15 protein-coding genes are annotated in these 15647 nt (G+C 71.8%); 9 read left to right on the forward strand and 6 right to left on the reverse strand.

Annotation, left to right across the window (positions count from 1 at the left end):
- Nucleotides 1–34: 34 nt before the first annotated feature.
- From V6V16_RS05055 to coaD, 7 genes are all read left to right on the forward strand, one after another.
- Entirely contained in the window at nt 35–1030 is a 996-nt protein-coding gene (locus V6V16_RS05055; RefSeq protein WP_334559819.1) for an ABC transporter substrate-binding protein, read from the forward strand.
- Entirely contained in the window at nt 1023–2111 is a 1089-nt protein-coding gene (locus V6V16_RS05060) for a FecCD family ABC transporter permease (RefSeq protein ID WP_334559821.1), read from the forward strand. The genes V6V16_RS05055 and V6V16_RS05060 overlap by 8 nt, the downstream gene beginning before the upstream one ends.
- Complete coding sequence (locus tag V6V16_RS05065) at nt 2108–2875, forward strand: ABC transporter ATP-binding protein (protein ID WP_334559822.1); 768 nt, start codon at nt 2108–2110, stop codon at nt 2873–2875. The genes V6V16_RS05060 and V6V16_RS05065 overlap by 4 nt, the downstream gene beginning before the upstream one ends.
- A 14-nt stretch (nt 2876–2889) precedes the next feature.
- Complete coding sequence (locus V6V16_RS05070) at nt 2890–3606, forward strand: hypothetical protein (RefSeq protein ID WP_334559823.1); 717 nt, start codon at nt 2890–2892, stop codon at nt 3604–3606.
- Nucleotides 3603–4406 (forward strand): Rossmann-like domain-containing protein, encoded by an 804-nt coding sequence (locus tag V6V16_RS05075; protein ID WP_334559824.1) that lies wholly within the window; start codon nt 3603–3605, stop codon nt 4404–4406. The genes V6V16_RS05070 and V6V16_RS05075 overlap by 4 nt, the downstream gene beginning before the upstream one ends.
- A gap of 18 nt (nt 4407–4424) precedes the next feature.
- Nucleotides 4425–5459, forward strand: coding sequence for a pyridoxal-phosphate dependent enzyme (locus V6V16_RS05080; protein WP_334559825.1), 1035 nt, complete (start codon nt 4425–4427; stop codon nt 5457–5459).
- 89 nt (nt 5460–5548) lie between these two features.
- Nucleotides 5549–6013, forward strand: coding sequence for a pantetheine-phosphate adenylyltransferase (gene coaD / locus V6V16_RS05085; protein ID WP_334559826.1), 465 nt, complete (start codon nt 5549–5551; stop codon nt 6011–6013).
- 115 nt (nt 6014–6128) lie between these two features.
- On the opposite strand, the gene V6V16_RS05090 is transcribed toward coaD, so the two are convergent.
- Both V6V16_RS05090 and V6V16_RS05095 read right to left on the reverse strand, forming a co-directional pair.
- Entirely contained in the window at nt 6129–6761 is a 633-nt protein-coding gene (locus tag V6V16_RS05090; protein ID WP_334559828.1) for a GNAT family N-acetyltransferase, read from the reverse strand.
- A gap of 484 nt (nt 6762–7245) precedes the next feature.
- The gene (locus V6V16_RS05095) at nt 7246–8463 is read right to left on the reverse strand and encodes an MFS transporter (RefSeq protein ID WP_334559830.1); all 1218 of its coding nucleotides are present in this window, start codon (nt 8461–8463) and stop codon (nt 7246–7248) included.
- Between the two features lie 139 nt (nt 8464–8602).
- On the opposite strand from V6V16_RS05095, the gene V6V16_RS05100 reads away from it, so the two are divergent.
- Nucleotides 8603–8983, forward strand: coding sequence for a MerR family transcriptional regulator (locus tag V6V16_RS05100; RefSeq protein WP_334559832.1), 381 nt, complete (start codon nt 8603–8605; stop codon nt 8981–8983).
- 105 nt (nt 8984–9088) lie between these two features.
- On the opposite strand, the gene V6V16_RS05105 is transcribed toward V6V16_RS05100, so the two are convergent.
- On the reverse strand, nt 9089–10234 hold the full coding sequence (locus V6V16_RS05105) for a hypothetical protein (RefSeq protein ID WP_334559833.1): 1146 nt from the start codon (nt 10232–10234) through the stop codon (nt 9089–9091).
- Between the two features lie 128 nt (nt 10235–10362).
- On the opposite strand from V6V16_RS05105, the gene V6V16_RS05110 reads away from it, so the two are divergent.
- Nucleotides 10363–10845 carry an NUDIX hydrolase gene (locus V6V16_RS05110; protein ID WP_334559834.1) on the forward strand — a complete coding sequence of 161 codons (483 nt, stop codon included), beginning with the start codon at nt 10363–10365 and terminating at the stop codon, nt 10843–10845.
- A gap of 240 nt (nt 10846–11085) precedes the next feature.
- On the opposite strand, the gene V6V16_RS05115 is transcribed toward V6V16_RS05110, so the two are convergent.
- The 3 genes from V6V16_RS05115 to V6V16_RS05125 all read right to left on the reverse strand — a co-directional run.
- On the reverse strand, nt 11086–12333 hold the full coding sequence (locus V6V16_RS05115) for a PP2C family protein-serine/threonine phosphatase (RefSeq protein WP_334559835.1): 1248 nt from the start codon (nt 12331–12333) through the stop codon (nt 11086–11088).
- Nucleotides 12334–12666: 333 nt separating this feature from the next.
- Nucleotides 12667–14313: a glycoside hydrolase family 27 protein gene (locus V6V16_RS05120; protein ID WP_334559837.1), complete on the reverse strand. Its 1647-nt coding sequence runs from the start codon at nt 14311–14313 to the stop codon at nt 12667–12669.
- Between the two features lie 328 nt (nt 14314–14641).
- Nucleotides 14642–15647: non-reducing end alpha-L-arabinofuranosidase family hydrolase (locus tag V6V16_RS05125; RefSeq protein ID WP_334559839.1), on the reverse strand; the 1006-nt coding region annotated here is incomplete at its 5' end.

Consider the following 15647-nt stretch of genomic DNA (forward strand, 5'->3'; position numbering starts at 1 on the left):
GCGATCGTAGCGTCGTCTCGTCCCGGAGGTGTCCATGTCACGTCCCACCCGGCTCGGCTTGGCGGTCGTCGCCGTGGCCCTGGCCACCGGCTGCGCCGCCCCGCAGGGCGGTGCGACGCCGGCGGCCTCGGCGGGCACGACGGCGGTCGAGAGCTGCGGCCAGCGGCTGACGTTCGCCAACACGCCGCAACGCGTGGTGGCGTTGGACCAGTCCTCCACGGAGACCCTGTTGGCCCTGGGCGTGCAGGAGCGGATGGCCGGTACCGCCAACCTCAAGACGAAGGTCGCCCCCCGCTACGCCGAGGCGTACGCGAAGGTTCCCGTGTTGTCGCCGAAGGTCCTGACCGCGGAACCGCTGCGTGCCGCCGGCCCGGACTTCGTCGTCGCCTCGTTCAAGGAGCTGTTCACCGCCGACCGGGCGGGGACCCGCGACGAACTGGCCAAGCTCAGCGTTCCGACCTACGTCAGCGCGGTGAACTGCCCCGACGGCGCGACGCCGCCGTTCGAGCGGCTGTTTCGTGACTACCAGAATCTCGGCCGGATCCTCGGCGCGCAGGACCGGGCCGGTCAGCTGGTCGCCGAGCAGCGCGGCGTCGTCGCCGAGGTCGAAGCCACGGCGAGGAAGCGACCCCGGGGTCTGAAGGTGGTTTGGGTCTACTCGGTGTTCAACGGCATCCCCTACGTCGCGGGCCGCGACGGCATGGCCAGCCACATGAGCAGACTCGCCGGCGCGGAGAACGTGTTCGACGACGTCGCCCAGGAATGGCCGGAGGTCTCCTGGGAGGAGATCGCCCGCCGCGACCCCGACGTCATCGTTGTCGGGGACCTGTCCGAGCGCGGCAACCCCGGCGACAAGGCCAGCGAGAAGCTCGCCGTCATGCGGCAGCATCCGGCGGTGTCGAAGCTCGACGCGGTGAGGAACGGCAGCTTCATCGAGCTGCCCGGCATCGAGATGGACCCGTCGGTGCGCACCGTGGACGCGCTGCGCGCGTTCAGCGAAGGGCTTGATCGGATAGCCGGCCGTGGCTGACCCCGCCGCCGTCCTGCTCGACCCGGCGGTGGAGCCGGTCGTCGCGCCGGCTCCACCAGCGCAACCGGCGCCGAACCGTCGCCGCCGGGCGCTGGCGGTGGTGCTGTCTCTGCTCCTCCTCGCCGCCTCGCTGGTCCTCGCGACACGCGTCGGCGCGGGATTGGGGTGGCCGCAGATCGGCCGGGCGGTCGGCGTCCGGCTGGGGCTGCCCGTGCAGCCGCTGCCACCTCTGCTCGACTCCCTGCTGTGGGACCTGCGGGTACCGCGGGTGCTCCTCGCGGCGCTGGTCGGGGCCGCCCTGGCGGTGTGCGGCGCCGCCCTGCAGAGCGTCACCCGCAACGCCCTGGCCGACCCGTACCTGCTGGGGGTCTCCTCGGGCGCCTCGACCGGCGCCGTCGTCGTCGTGCTGCTCGGCTTCGCCGGCTCGCAGCTCAGCGTCGCCGGCGGCGCCTTCCTCGGCGCGCTGGTCTCCTTCGGCCTGCTGATGCTGCTGCTGCGACGCGGCGGGCTGCACTCGATGCGGATCGTGCTGACCGGCGTGGTCGTGGGCCAGATGTTCACCGCGCTGACCTCGCTGATCCTGATGTCCTCCGGCGACGCCGACAGCACCCGCGCGCTGACGCACTGGCTGCTCGGCTCGCTGGCGCCGGCGCGCTGGTCGGCGGTGCTGCTGTGCGCCGTCGCCTGTGCGGTCGGTCTGCTCGTGGTGTGGCTGTGCTCGGCGGCGCTGGACGGATTCGCCTTCGGTGCGGACACCGCCGCCTCGCTGGGCATCGACGTGCGCACCACCCGCGCCGTGTTGCTGGTGACGACCTCCCTGCTCACGGCCGTGGCGGTCGCCGCGGTCGGCGCCATCGGTTTCGTCGGCCTGATCGTGCCGCACGGGGTCCGGCTCCTGGTCGGGCCGCTGCACCGGCTGCTGCTACCGGTCTGTGCGGTGGTCGGCGCGGCGTTCCTGGTCTGGACCGACGCGCTGGCCCGCGTCGCGTTCGCGCCACTGGAGGTGCCGGTCGGGGTGTTCACCGCGCTGCTGGGCGTTCCCCTGTTCCTGCTGGTGCTGCGCAGACGGGGAGAGCTGTGAGGATCCACGCCGAGCGACTGAGCTGGGGAGTTCCGGGCAGGATCATCGTGCGCGACGTGGACCTCACCGTGGAGCCCGGCCAGACCGTCGGACTGATCGGGCCCAACGGCTCCGGCAAGTCGTCGCTGCTGCGCTGCCTGGCCGGCCTGCGTACCCCGACGGCGGGCGCGGTGCGCTACGACGGCGCCGACATCGCGGCGTGGCCGGCCGCCCAGCGGGCGCGCAGGGTCGCGTTCGTGGAACAGACCGCCGACACCGAAAGCGACCTGCGTGTCGCCGAGGTCGCCATGCTCGGCCGAACCTCCTACCGGTCTCGCTGGCGCGCCCCGGACGCCACCGACCGGGCGATCGTGTCCGCCGCCCTCGACCGGCTCGACCTCGCCGCGCTGGCGGACCGGCCGTGGAAGCAGCTGTCCGGCGGGGAACGCCAGCGCAGCCATCTCGCCCGCGCACTGGCCCAACGCACCTGGGGCCTGTTGCTGGACGAGCCGACCAACCACCTCGACGTACGCCACCAACTCGACCTGATGGAACTGGTCGCACGCACCCCGCAGACGGTCGTGGTGGCGCTGCACGATCTCGCCCTCGCCGCCCGCTACTGCGACCGGCTCGTGCTGCTGCACCACGGGACCGTCGCCGCCGACGGTCCCGCCGTCGACGTACTCACCCCCGCACTGCTGCGCGCGGTGTTCGACGTCGACGCCGACATCGGCCGCGACAGCCTCGGCCACCTGAGCGTCGCCTACCGCAGCCCTGCCCGCTGACCCGAGGGAGGACCATGAACATCAGCCTGGCCGACCTGCCACCGGTGTTGCCCGCCGAGCATGTCATCGCCATCAACCAACCGAAAGCCGACCTGCACACCCACCGCGACTACGCCTGGAACGGCATGAGGTTCGACCTGCCGCCCGGTGTCTTCCACCCCGGCGAGACCAGCAGAATGCTGCACCAGCGGCTCCTCGACGGCGACATCGAGACCCGCGGCCGCGTCTACGCCGCGATGGGCGTCGGCGCGGGGGTCGAGGCCGTCGCGGCCGGGCTGCGCGGCGCGCACACCGTCTACGCGCTCGACGTGCACCCCGCCAGCGTGCGGGCCGCCGCTCGGCACTACCGCACCCACGCCGGGGAACGACCCGACACCCGCTTCGTCCCCCTGGTGTCCGACCTGTTCGACGCACTGCCCGAGGGCCCCCGGCTCGACGTCGTGACCTTCAACCCGCCCGCGGTCAGCCAGCCGGTCAGCGACGACCCGGACGTCGTGCGCAACGTCTGCGTCGGTGCCCCCCTGGTCACCCGGTTCCTCGACCAGCTCGTCGACCGCGATCTGCTGGCCGAGCACAGTGAGGTGTACCTGATCCTGTCCAACACCGCCGACCTGCGCACCATCTTCGGCCACGCCATCCGGCGCGGCTTCGCCACGACGGTCCACCACCGCCACGACTGGCACGACGGCGTCGTCACGTTCCTGTTCCGGCTCGCCCAGGGCCAGCGATGACAGCCGTCGACGACCTGGTGACGGCGGTCCTCGACGGCCAGCACGGCCCGGACCCGGCATCCGTCGTGGCCACCAGCGTCTTCTGGGTGCACCACGGCACCCGCCTCGCGGGCGGGAACACCACCTACCGCAACCAGTACGTCCTCGCCCGCGTCGGCACCGCCATCGGCGCGTGTGCCTTCGCCGCCGCCGGGGACGTGGACCCGACGGTGTGTCCGCGGTACTCCGGCGAGCCGGTCGCCCGACTGCTCACCGACGCACCGCCCGCGGTGCGGGTGGCGACCCTCGACGCGTACCTGGCCCACGTGCGTCCGCACCGGGAGTCCGACGCCGAACCCGTCGTACTGCCCAGCGGCACCCCGGAGACGCGGGCGCGGGCACGCGACGCCGCGGTCGCCGGGCTCCTCGACGTCACGCCCGGCGCGAAGGTCGCGTTGATCGGCGTGGTCGACCCGCTCGTGGCCGCCATCCGCGAACGTGGCGCCGAGTGCCTGCCCTGCGACCTCACCCTGCGCACCACCCGGTGGGGTGACCCGGTCACCGCCGACATGCGCGAGGTCCTGGACGTCGCAGACGCGGTCGTCGCCACCGGGATGACCATCGGCAACGGCACCTTCGACGAGATCCTGCACACCTGCCACGACCGCGGCGTACCGCTGATCGTCTACGCCCAGACCGCCAGCGCGGTGGCCAGACACTTCCTCGGCGCCGGCGTCACCGCGCTCTCCGCGGAGCCGTTCCCGTTCTCACAGTTCAGCGCCGAACAGACCGTGCTGTACCGGTACCACGCCCGGTCCTGACCACCTCGAGGGGAAGACGTGGACGAGCACATCAGCGAGACACTCAGCCGGCCCGCCCTGATCCGGCTGGACGACCACACCACCTGCGTACGCTTCGAGACCATGAAGGTGGCCTCCGCGCTCGCCGCCGTACGCCACCTGCTGCACCGAGGCGTCATCGCACCCGGCGACACCCTCGTCGACAGCTCCAGCGGCATCTACGCCCACGCGCTGGCCCTGGCCTGCCACCGCCACGGCCTACGGTGCCACATCGTCGCCTCCACCACGGTCGACAGCACTCTGCGCACCCAGCTGGAGATCCTCGGCGCCACCGTGGAGCCCATGCCACCGACCGCAGACCTGAAGCTGGACCAGGACCGCCGGGTCGCGCGGGTCCAGGAGATCCTCCGCGCGAGGCCGCGCCACCACTGGATGCGCCAGTACCACGACGACATCCACTACCTGGGCTACGGCCCGATAGCCGAACTGATCCGTCGGGAGATCGACGGGCAGCCGCTGACGATCGTCGGCGGGGTGGGGACCGGAGCCTCCACCGGCGCACTGGCCACCTACCTCCGCGACGCCGGCCGCGACGTGGCCCTCGTCGGCGTCCAGCCGTTCGACAGCGTCACCTTCGGCAGCGACCACGTCCGCGACCCCGAGATCATCATCGCCGGCATCGGCAGCGCCATCCCGTTCGCCAACGTCCGCCACACCCTGTACGACACACTGCACTGGATCGGCTTCGACGCCGCACTGGCCGGCAGCATCGCCCTGCTGCGCGGACACGCCATCTTCGCCGGCCTGTCAACCGGCGCCGCCTACCTGGCCGCCCGCTTCGAGCGGCAGGCGGACTCCCGGCGGCACGCCGTGATACTGGCTCCCGACACCGGTCACCGCTACGTCGACGCCGCCTACGCCCGGCACGCCCAGGCACTCACCGCGCACGACCTGCGGCCACACGAGATCACCGAACTGGCTGGCATGAGACTGCCGTGGTCGCGGATGGACTGGAACGCCGCCCCGGCCCCCCGGGCCGCGGCGATCGACCCGGCCCTTCAACCCGCGTCCTGAACGGCGGCAGGTCTGCCTCGTCGGCGCTGTGACATATCGCCCACACCCGGGAGCCGGCGATGCCGACAGCCGATACCTACAGTCGGGCCATGAGCACATCGACGGCACGCGCCCCCGGTCGCGTACGCGTGCGAGCGGTCTACCCCGGCAGCTTCGATCCCTTCACTGCCGGGCATCTGAATGTGGTCGACCGGGCGCGCGACCTCTTCGACGAGGTGGTCGTGCTCGTCGCGGTCAACAGCATCAAGCATCCGGGCGCCGACCAGGAGGAGCGGGCGGCCGCTGTCCGGGCCGTCCTGCCGGTCGAGTGGACCAGCGTCACCGTTGCGGCCTGGAGCGGGTTGACCTCCGCCTACTGCCGTCGCCACGAGGTGGGAGTGATCGTCCGGGGCGTGCGTAACACCACCGACCTGCAGAACGAGTACCAGCTCGCCGCCATGAACCAGTCGCTGGGCGTCCCCACGGTGTTTCTGCCCGCGCGGCCCGAACTGGCCGTGGTGTCCTCGACCGCGGTGCGCATGCTGGGGGAGCGACCTCCGTCCACGCGGCCGTAGCCGGCGTCCGGCCCGCGACGCGTGCGCCGGCCGCGGCCGGTCGCGGTCGACGGGGTCGTCGGCCCGGGACGGGGCAGCGCCGGCGGGATTGCGCAACCGCCCGCGCCGTCGAGGCTCAACGTGCGCCACCGAGGTCGCGACGGTACGTGCGTACGCTGTCACCGTCGGGGGTGGGCCGTTGAGTTGTGGCCTCCCAACCCAACCGCTCGTAGAATCCGGTCGCCCCCAGGGGCCCGGTCGACGTCTGCGCCTCCACCCACATCGCGCCGGCGTCCCGGGCCAGCTCGACGAAACGTTCGACCAGCACGACCCCGATACCGCTCTTGCGCCAGTCCGGCCGCACCGCCAGCGCGGTCATGACCGCCACGCGCGGAGCAGCCCGTGACCCGGCTCGCTCCGGTGCCACCGCGGCCGTCCGGCGGCGCAGCGCCCGGCGCGCCCATGGCCGGACCCGCGTCCGCAGTGCCCGGAGGGCGACCGGGGGCCGGACGAGCAGCGCGACGAGCGCGGCGAGGAAGAGCGATGCCATCGCGCGCCGATCCTTCGCCAGCTCCGCGGTGTAGGCGGCGTGTGCACTGGTACCCAGCACGAATCCGACGACCTCGTCGCGCGGGGCAGCGGTGTCGACGGCGACAACACCCACGCCGTGCGGCGAGTGCAGGAAGGTACGCTGCCAGCGGCGGACGAAGCGGGCGCCGAGCGACGGGAACAGCCCCATCGGGAGCAGCTCGACGTGGGCTCGGGCCATCGCCGGAAGATCCCCAGACCTCGCCGGACGCAGAGCCACGCGGTCCCCGACCCGATCAGCGGCAGGGTCGGCGGCCGGCGGCGCGACGATGCTCCAGCGAAGATCGTCGATCATGCCGCGAGGAATGCGCACGACGTCAACCCCCAGGTGTCAGGGCCAGGCACCCCTGCCCGAGGACCTGACCTTCCCGCTCGCGCGCGGGCCTCGGCAGAGGACCGCACCGGTACCCGCCTCGACCACCCGGGATACCCGTGCCGCCCCGCGTCATGCACCGCCGCTGAGCCCTGCCCGGCGCTGGTGGTTCCTCGACCGCCGCGGCCGTGCCGCGCGGTACGCGACACAAGTGCGGAAACGCCGGTCGCGTGCCGCACCGTCACGCTGCTCGCGTGAGGCGCCCGCCGAGGGGCGTCATCCGCTGGACGGCACCCCGACGGAAGGTGTGGCGGTGCCCGTCCGGCGGGGAGTGGCGGTCGGAGCCGGCGGGTCATGCGGCCGTACCCACGCGTCTGGTGGGGAAACCGTGGACGCGGGCGGCGACCACCACCGCCAGCACCGGCATCAGGAGCACCAGGACGCTCCAGGGAAAGGAGGTGGGACCGAGGAAGTCGAGAAGGATTCCGCCGGCGACTCCGCCGCCGGCCATGGCCGCGTTCCACAGCGTGACGAGCATGGCCTGTGCGGCGTCCGCCGACTCGCCTCCCGCGTCGCCGACGGCGGTCTGCAGGAGCGTGGGAGCGCCTCCCCACCCGAACCCCCACAGCACCACCGCGGCGTAGACCAGCGCGCGGCTGTCGGCCGGCAGGGCCAGGACCGCGGCTGCCACGGCGACCAGGAGGACGCTTGCGATGGTGAGAGCGCGCAGCCGACGGTGGACGTGAGCGCCCACGATCCAGATGCTCAGCAGGCTGGTGACGCCGAAGACCAGAAGTACGAGGTCGGTGGAGCCGCCCATGCCGAGGCCGTCGAGGAAGGTGGCGATGTAGGTGTAGAGAATGGTGTGGGCCAGCACGAAGACCAGGGTGACGAGCAGGACCGGTGCCACGCCGGGGATGTGGAGGGTCCGCAGCATCCGGGTTCGGCGTTCCGGCCGCTGCCCGGGATAGTCCGGGACCGTCGCGGTGATCCACGCCAGTAGGACGACGGTGAGCGCCGTAACGATCAGAAAAGCCGTCTGCCAGTTGAACGCCTCGCCGATGAAGGTACCCGCAGGCACCCCCAGGGAGAGCGCGACCGGAATGCCGGCCATCGCGATCGCGATCGCCTTGCCCTGTAGATGAACAGGGGTCATGCGGCGGGCGTATCCGGCCAGCATCGCCCAGGCCAGTCCTGCGGCGACCCCGGCGACGAAGCGGGCCGCCATCGTCAGGGGATAGTTCGTCGAGACTGCGGTGACCGTATTGGCGAGGGCGAATCCCGCCATCGCCGTCAGCAACAGGCGTCTGCGCCGCCAACCCGCCGTGGCCGCGGCCAGCGGAATCACCGTGAGCGCGGTCCCGAGCGCATAGATCGTCACCGACTGCCCCATCGCGGACCCGCTGACCTCGAGGTCAGCACTCAGCGCGGGCAGCAGACCCGCGGGCAGCGTCTCGGTCAGGCTGGTGATGAAGACGGCCGTGGCCAACGCCAGCAGCGCTGCCACGGGCAGCTTCTGATCCTTGTTCTCGGCAGGGGAGTCCTGCTCGACCTGGTATCCGGTTCTCATCCGCCGTCACCACACGGTTGGGCGGGTGCGGGGCGCCGAGGTGGGCGGGTTCAGGGCGGGCCGCCACTGGTTCGTCATGCCCGTACGGTAAAACCTGACATCAGTGTCAATTTCAAGACGCGAGGCGGGTGGGTGGGGAGTGCGGATAGGTGAACTGGCCCAGCGCACCGGAGTGAGCGAGCGGTCGCTGCGCTATTACGAGCAGCAGGGGCTGCTGACGGCCGAGCGCACTCCCGGCGGCCATCGCGACTATGCCGAGAGCGCGGTCGACCGGGTCATCCGTATCCAGGAGCTCTTCGCCGCGGGAATACGCAGCGCGAAGATCGCACAGCTGCTTCCCTGCATGCGGGACTCGGACGGCGGCCCGTCCGAGATCGCCACGCCGCAGCTGGTCGGTGACCTCGCCACGGAACGAGCCCGTGTCGATCGGATGATCAGCGACCTGATCCGGTCGCGGGAGGTCCTGGACGAGGTGATTGACGCGGCATCGGGCCGAGGCGAGTCGACGGCGAGGCCATGACGACGGTGACCACGAGCACCGGACGGGGCGTCAGCCCGCCGACGCGTGCCCGGAACAGGTCGGTGCCCAACGCTCGAAGAGCCAGGAGTTTCTCATCGCCCCGCGTCAGGCTGGTGGCTGCGCTGGCCGCTCGTTCGGCTGGGCGCACAGTCGCTGGTAGCGCTGCACCGCGAGCAGCACCGCGAGCTGGCCGAGCGCGGTGACGGCGGCGGCGAACTGGTCGAGGTAGAACACCAGGAGGTTCACCACGCTCAGCGAGGTCAGCAGGCCGGCTTGGGCGAGCCGTACGGCGCGTCGGACGACCCCGCGCAGCAGCAGGCCGGCGGCCACGAGGAGCGCGACCCCGACGCAGGTGTCCAGCAGCGCCCGGGCGAGCAGGAGGAGAACGCCGCGGCGGTCCTCGATGTCGACGCGGGTGAACTCGTTGGCGGTGGTCAGCACCTCCCCGGTGGTCCCGTCACGCAGGTCGACGGCGACCGCGACGATCGCGGTGAGGTCGGCGAGAGTGGTCAGGCCCAGCGCGGCGAGGGTCGCGACCAGTACGGCGCGCAGCCGGCCCCGGGTCAGCGCCCGGTCCAGCCAGGCCCGGACGGACGCTGTCAGCCGGGGGAGCCGTCCCGGTCGGTGCTCCCGCAGCGGCAGCACCCCGGGCCGGGTCACCTCCCGCAGCGCTGCGGCCAGCGGCTGCAGACGGTCGCCGGCCGGGTCCGCGGCGGCGTTGGCGAGCCGCCGCCGCAGCTGGGCGCGCTCCCGCTCGCTGAGGCCCTCGTCGACGGCGGCGGTGAGCAGCTCCAGCACGGCGAGCAGCTGCGCACGCGCGCCGCGGGACCGCGCGTCACGTACGTGCACGTACAGCCAGACCGCGAGCAGGAACAGCGCGTACGCGATGGGCGCGGCGGCGGGGAAGAAGTAGTCGTTGTCGGCGGTGATGAACTTGCCGACCTCGTCGATGAACAGTCCCGCGCCGATCCCGGTCAGCAGCGCCGCCCAGACCAGCACGACCCGGCTGACGACGAGTAGCGGGATCAGCGCGGCGAGGAACAGCAGCAGACCACCCCACAGGGCGTGCGCGATGTGCAGTGTCCCACCCCCAGCCCGCGGGTAGCCGGTCAGCGCCAGGAACGCCCGGGTACCCAGGACCGAAGCGGCGAAGCTGACCAACATCAGCAGCATGTGCCGCTCGGCGGCCAGCCGCGGCACCAGACGCCGGGACGACCGACGTCGCAGCGACCGGAGCGACGATGGCTTCATACCGACAGCAAACACCCGGCGGCCACGTGCCGGTGACGCATCCCCGAACTGGTCGCAGCGCCCCGACCTGCCCGGCGACGGGAACCGCGACCGGTCAGCGGGCCCGCTGCCGGAGGTAGCCTGCGGAGGTGAGTGGACCATCCGGCGACTACACGGCCACGCTGCCACGCAAGCGGATGGGCGCGGCGGTGCTGTTCACCGACGCTCTCGGGCGCGCGATGCTGGTCGAGCCCGTCTACAAGGACTACTGGGAGATCGTCGGTGGTTGCGTCGACGCCGACGAGTCACCTCGGCAGGCGGCGGTGCGCGAGGTCAAGGAGGAGCTGGGCAAGCCGCTCGTTCCCGGTCGACTGCTGGTGGTGGACTGGGTGCCGCCGCGGCCCGGTCGCACCGAGGGCGTCATGTTCGTCTTCGACGGCGGCGTCCTCGACGAGGTCGACACCGCGGACATCCGCCTGCCCCCCGACGAGCTGCGCAGCTGGGCCTGGTGCGGGCAGGAGGACATCAGGGTGCGGACGCCGGAGTCGCTGGCCCGCAGGATACTGGCGGCGCTGAGGGCGAAGACCGAGGGCGCGACGTTCGACTTGGAGAACGGCTTCCCCGCGCCCTGACACAGGTTGGACGGTTGCCCGGTGCGGGCCCCGCGACCTGGCTGGTGCGACCCGGTACCGCCGCCGAGGCCCGCCGCCCGACCGGTCGGCGCGCAACCGCGCCCGCTGGGGAGCGGCCGCCTTCCGTCGCGTTCGCTCAACCCCGCACGTGACGATGCCGCGTGCGGTGTGCGCCGTCCGGCGGGCCGGTGCGGTACGCCTAGGCGACGAGCCGCCGTGCGGCCCGCGCGGCTGGTCCGGTCACGACTGCGTCCGCAGGGGGTGGTGGGTGGGCGAGTTGACCGTTTCCGAGTCCGAGTGTGCGGGCGCGGGGCTGCGCCACTCGGCGAGCAGGACAGTCGCGTCGTCCTGCAGTCGGTCGTCCTGGTGTTCGAGGATGGCGTGCACGAGCCGGCGGGCGGTCTCGGGCAGGGGCAGCTGATCGGCGAGCGCTCTGGTGGCGAATTCGACCAGCCGGTGCACGCCGAACGTCTCGCCCTCGGGGGTGCGGGCTTCGATGATGCCGTCGGTGTAGAGCAGCACCTGGTCGCCGGGTTCGAGGGCTTCCTCCACCACCACCGGCGGACGATGGTCGCCCAGGGTGACGGGGAGCGCGGTCGGGGTGGGCAGGATCTTGACGACCTTGCCGGCGCGCAGCACGATCCCGCCGGGATGGCCGGCGGAGATGACCTGCAGGACGCCGGTGCGCTGGTCGAGCTCGGCGAGCACCGCGGTGATCATCCCGTACCGGTCGTGGTGGCGGACCGCCACGTCGATGTGGTGGTAGGTGTCGGTCAGGTCCAGGCCGGTGCGGCGGGCGTTGCGGTAGGCGGCCAGGGCGATGGAGGCGAGCACCACCGCGCGCATCCCGCCACTGGAACCGTGTCCGGCCGCGTCGAACAGCGCCAGATGCGCGGTGTCGCCGTTGACGGCGTAGTCGAACGCGTCGCCGCCGACGTCGTAGCACGGTTCGAGGATGCCGCTGATGATCAGGTGTCCGGTCGAGAAGGTGAGGGGCGGTAGCTGCGCGCGGAGCATCTCCGCCGCCAGTTGCATGGGTTGGCGGCGGCGGATCCGCTCGATCGTGTCACTGTAGGCACTACGCGTCATGATCAGTTCGGCGAGCAGGGACGCGACCGCGGCACAGTCGTCGATGCTGTCGTCTCCCAGCGAGCTGTCGGCGACGACCTCCAGCACGCCCATGCGTTCACTGCCGTCGACCACCGGCACCCAGACCCGGACACCGTCCTCGTCGCGGCTGCCTACGCAGGTCGACGCCGTGCTGAAGGCGCGCCCGGCGACGGTGCCGTCGATGTCGACCGGTTCCCGGTCCGGCGCGCTGCCGCCCAGCAGCGGTAGCAGCAGCCGCTGTTGGTGGTCCACCAGGTAGATCACCAGGGCACGCGCGTCCAGCAGGGGTGCCGCCCGCATCGCCATCTCCGGCAGGTCGTCCGGACGCGCGTGGTGTGACTGCCGCAGCAACTGCCGCAGCGACTCCAGACTGCTCACGCTCATCCTCTCCCACCGACCGCCGACCGCCGACCGCCGGACGTCGCGCACGACCGCCGGGCGGCCCTCGCCTGACCGCCGCGCCCCCCAGCGGGCCGGCGGTCACCGGCTCGTGCCGGGTACGCACGGAGCCTGGCCGGCGGCGGCGTGGCCACCGCCCGTCACCGACAGGGTCGCGACTGTCACAGTCCGCGTCGGGCCGTGCATCGCACATACTCGCACACCGCGGCCTGCCGGGACGGGTGGCCGACGCGGCACCCCGGAGCTGACGACGGCCTCCGGCCGGGTGGCGTCGGTGAACGACACCACCCGGCCGTCAGTTCCCGGTGGCAGTCAGAGCCGGCTCCACCGCTGGTTGGTGTTGCCGTGGCAGGACCAGACGATCACGGGAGTCCCGTTGGCCGTGCCGCCGTTGTCGACGTCGAGGCAGAGCGACGGGAAGCGGACGTTGCTCACGGTGCCGTTGCTGTTCGACGTCCACTGCTGGTTGGTGCCACCGTTGCAGTCCCAGATCTGGACCCGGGTGCCGTTGGTCGCGTTGTTGGGCACGTCCAGGCACTTGCCGAGGATCCGCAGCGTCTGGCCGCTCTGGGTGACCTGCTGGTTGGGGTTGCCGTGGCAGTCCCAGATCAGGGTTCCGGTGCCGTTGGCACTGTTCGAGTTGTCCAGGTCGAGGCATCGGCCGGCCGACTCGCTGCGCAGCCGGAACGTGGTGGGGGGCGGCGGGTCGGTGGTGCCGCCGCCGCTGACCCGGTAGACCACCGTGCCGTGGGCGGGGACGCTCGCCGAGATGCCTCCGGCCGTCGTGGAGGTGGCGTTGGTCCACGCCTCACGCAGGGTGAACGAGCTGCCGGTCTTGCCGATCGCCGCCGCGGTGGTGGAGATCGTCGTGGGGGAGCCGCCCTGGTTGAACAGGGCCACCGCGACGTCGCCGTTGGCCAGTCTCTTGGCCAGGATCCGCCGGGTGCCGTCGTGGGAGACCTCGACCGCCTGGCGACCGAGTGGGTCCTGGTTGATGGCCACCAGGTTCTGGTTCCTCAGGATCGCCAACGTGGCCGCGTTCGCCGAGCGGAGGTCGTTGCCCATCATCAGCGGCGCCGCCATGACCGACCAGAGCGCGAAGTGGCTGCGCGCCTCGGTGTCGGTCATCCCGCCGTTGCCCACCTCCAGCATGTCCGGGTCGTTGAAGCCGCCCGGTGCGGCGTAGCCGGCCAGTGGCACGTTGACGTTGACGATGTTCTGGATGCCCATCGGGTAGCCGTTCGTCTGGCCGGTGTTCCACGCGTTGGTGATGTCCTCGGTGGTCCGCCAGAGGTTCGCCACGTCGCTCCAGTCGCGCTGCGGCCCGGTCTTCTCGTGGATGCTGTTCGGGTTGATGCTGTAGACGATCGGCCGGCCGGTGGCGGCCAGCGCGTCGCGCATGATGCCGAACCTCGCCACCTGGTCGTTGATCGTTCCGGTGGGGGAGCACCAGTCGTACTTCAGGTAGTCGACGCCCCAGGCGGCGAACTGCCGGGCGTCCTGGTACTCGTGCCCCAGGCTGCCGGTGGAGCCGGGGAAGGCGTCGAAGTACTGGGCGCAGGTCTGGTCGAGCGGCGCCTGGTAGATGCCGAACAACAGGCCCCGCGAGTGCAGGTAGTCGCCGAGTGCCTTCATCCCGCTCGGGAACCGCTGCGGGTGGGCCCGCAGGTTGCCCTGCGCGTCCCGGTTCGGGTCGAACCAGCAGTCGTCGACGACGACGTACCGGTACCCGAGGTCCCGCAGGCCGTTGTGCACGATCGAGTCGGCCATCTGGCGGATCAGTGTCTCGTCGATGTCGCAGCCGAACGTGTTCCAGGTGTTCCAGCCCATCGGCGGGGTGCGGGCGACGCCGTTGTCCAGCGCCTGCGCCGGTCGCGGGGCGACGACCCCGCCGCCGACGGCGGCCGCGACCGCCACGGCGCCCAGGACGGCGGCCAGCCATCTCCTTGGTCCGGACATGTGTTCCTCCTCGTGGGTGTGCGTCGGTCGGTGGTACGCGGGGTCGCCGAGCCGTCGTACGCCCCGGGCCGGTTGCGCCCGGCCGGCCTGCCGAGCAGGTGGTGGTGTTCGACCCGGCGCTGGGCCGCCCGGCCGGTCACCGGGACACCCGGCGTCGCGGCGACACCGCCGGCGGTGTACCCGTAGCCGGTGGGCTCGGCGCCGCTGGTCCGGCGGGCTCGGCGTCCGGATCGCGGGACGTACGCGGCTCTCCGTACGAACCGGGCGGGCTCGGCCCTGCGCCGAGCCCGCCGGTCAGGAACTTTCGGGCCGTGCCCGCGTCACACCCTCAGCGTTGCAGGGTCAGCAGGCCCGGTCGGTAGGGCAGGAGACCGTAGTCGCCGCCGGAGTTGGGGGCGCGTCCCTGGTAGAGCAGCTGGAGGTTGCAGGGATCGACGGTCATGGTCTGGTCTGCGCTGCTGCGAATCAGTTCGCCGTGGCTGATGTCGTTGGTCCAGGTGGCACCGCTGTTGGCCTTGCCGGCGAAGGGGTTGCTCTCGGTGGCGGCCTGCGGCGTCCACGTACCGCCCAGGCTGGTGGCCGTGAACGAGCGGAAGTAGCGACCCTGCGAGCCGATCGCCTCGACGAGCATGAGGTACCGGTTCTCGCCCCGCAGCCTGTACACCTGAACCGCCTCGAACAGGTTGTTCGTCGTGTCGCTCATGATGGTCGTGTAGGTGGCCCCGAAGCTGCCCGGGAAGTTGCCGATGGGCATGCTGGCCCGGTAGATCTTGCCGTTGTCTCCGGCGAAGAACAGGTACATGTTGGTGTCGTCACCGATGATCGCCTGATCGATCGGCCCGGTGCCGGAGCCGGAGATGCTGCCGGTGAAGAGGGTCTGCTGCGCCGACCACGAGTTCACGTTCGCGGGGTCGGTCGAGGTCCGGTACGAGAAGGCGGTCCCACCCCACTGGTAGGCGAGGACCCAGATGTTCCTCGGGGCGAAGTAGAACAGGCTGGGCGCGACAGCGGCGAAGGGCATCGCGTTCTGGCTGGCCGAGCCCATTTCGGACCAGTTCGAGAAGAGCCCGAAGTTCATCGAGCCCCACCTCGTCCCGGTGTCGTGCGTCGTCGCGTAGACGAGATGCCGGCCGTTGTACGGGGCGTGGGTGAAGTCCTTGAGCGAGACCCATCCCGACCTCGGACTCGCCAGCTGACCCGTCGAGTTCCAGCGGTACGTCGACGGCAGGGCGCAGGTGCCGGGCGGCGGCGTCGTCGGCGGCGCGGTGGTCGGGTTGCCCCCGCCGTCGACGCGGGCGAGTTGCCATTGCTGGTTGGCGCCGTTCCAGTCGTCG

Origin of the sequence: Micromonospora sp. CPCC 205561 (assembly GCF_036906775.1) — a bacterium.
In the GTDB taxonomy this organism is placed as follows: domain Bacteria; phylum Actinomycetota; class Actinomycetes; order Mycobacteriales; family Micromonosporaceae; genus Micromonospora.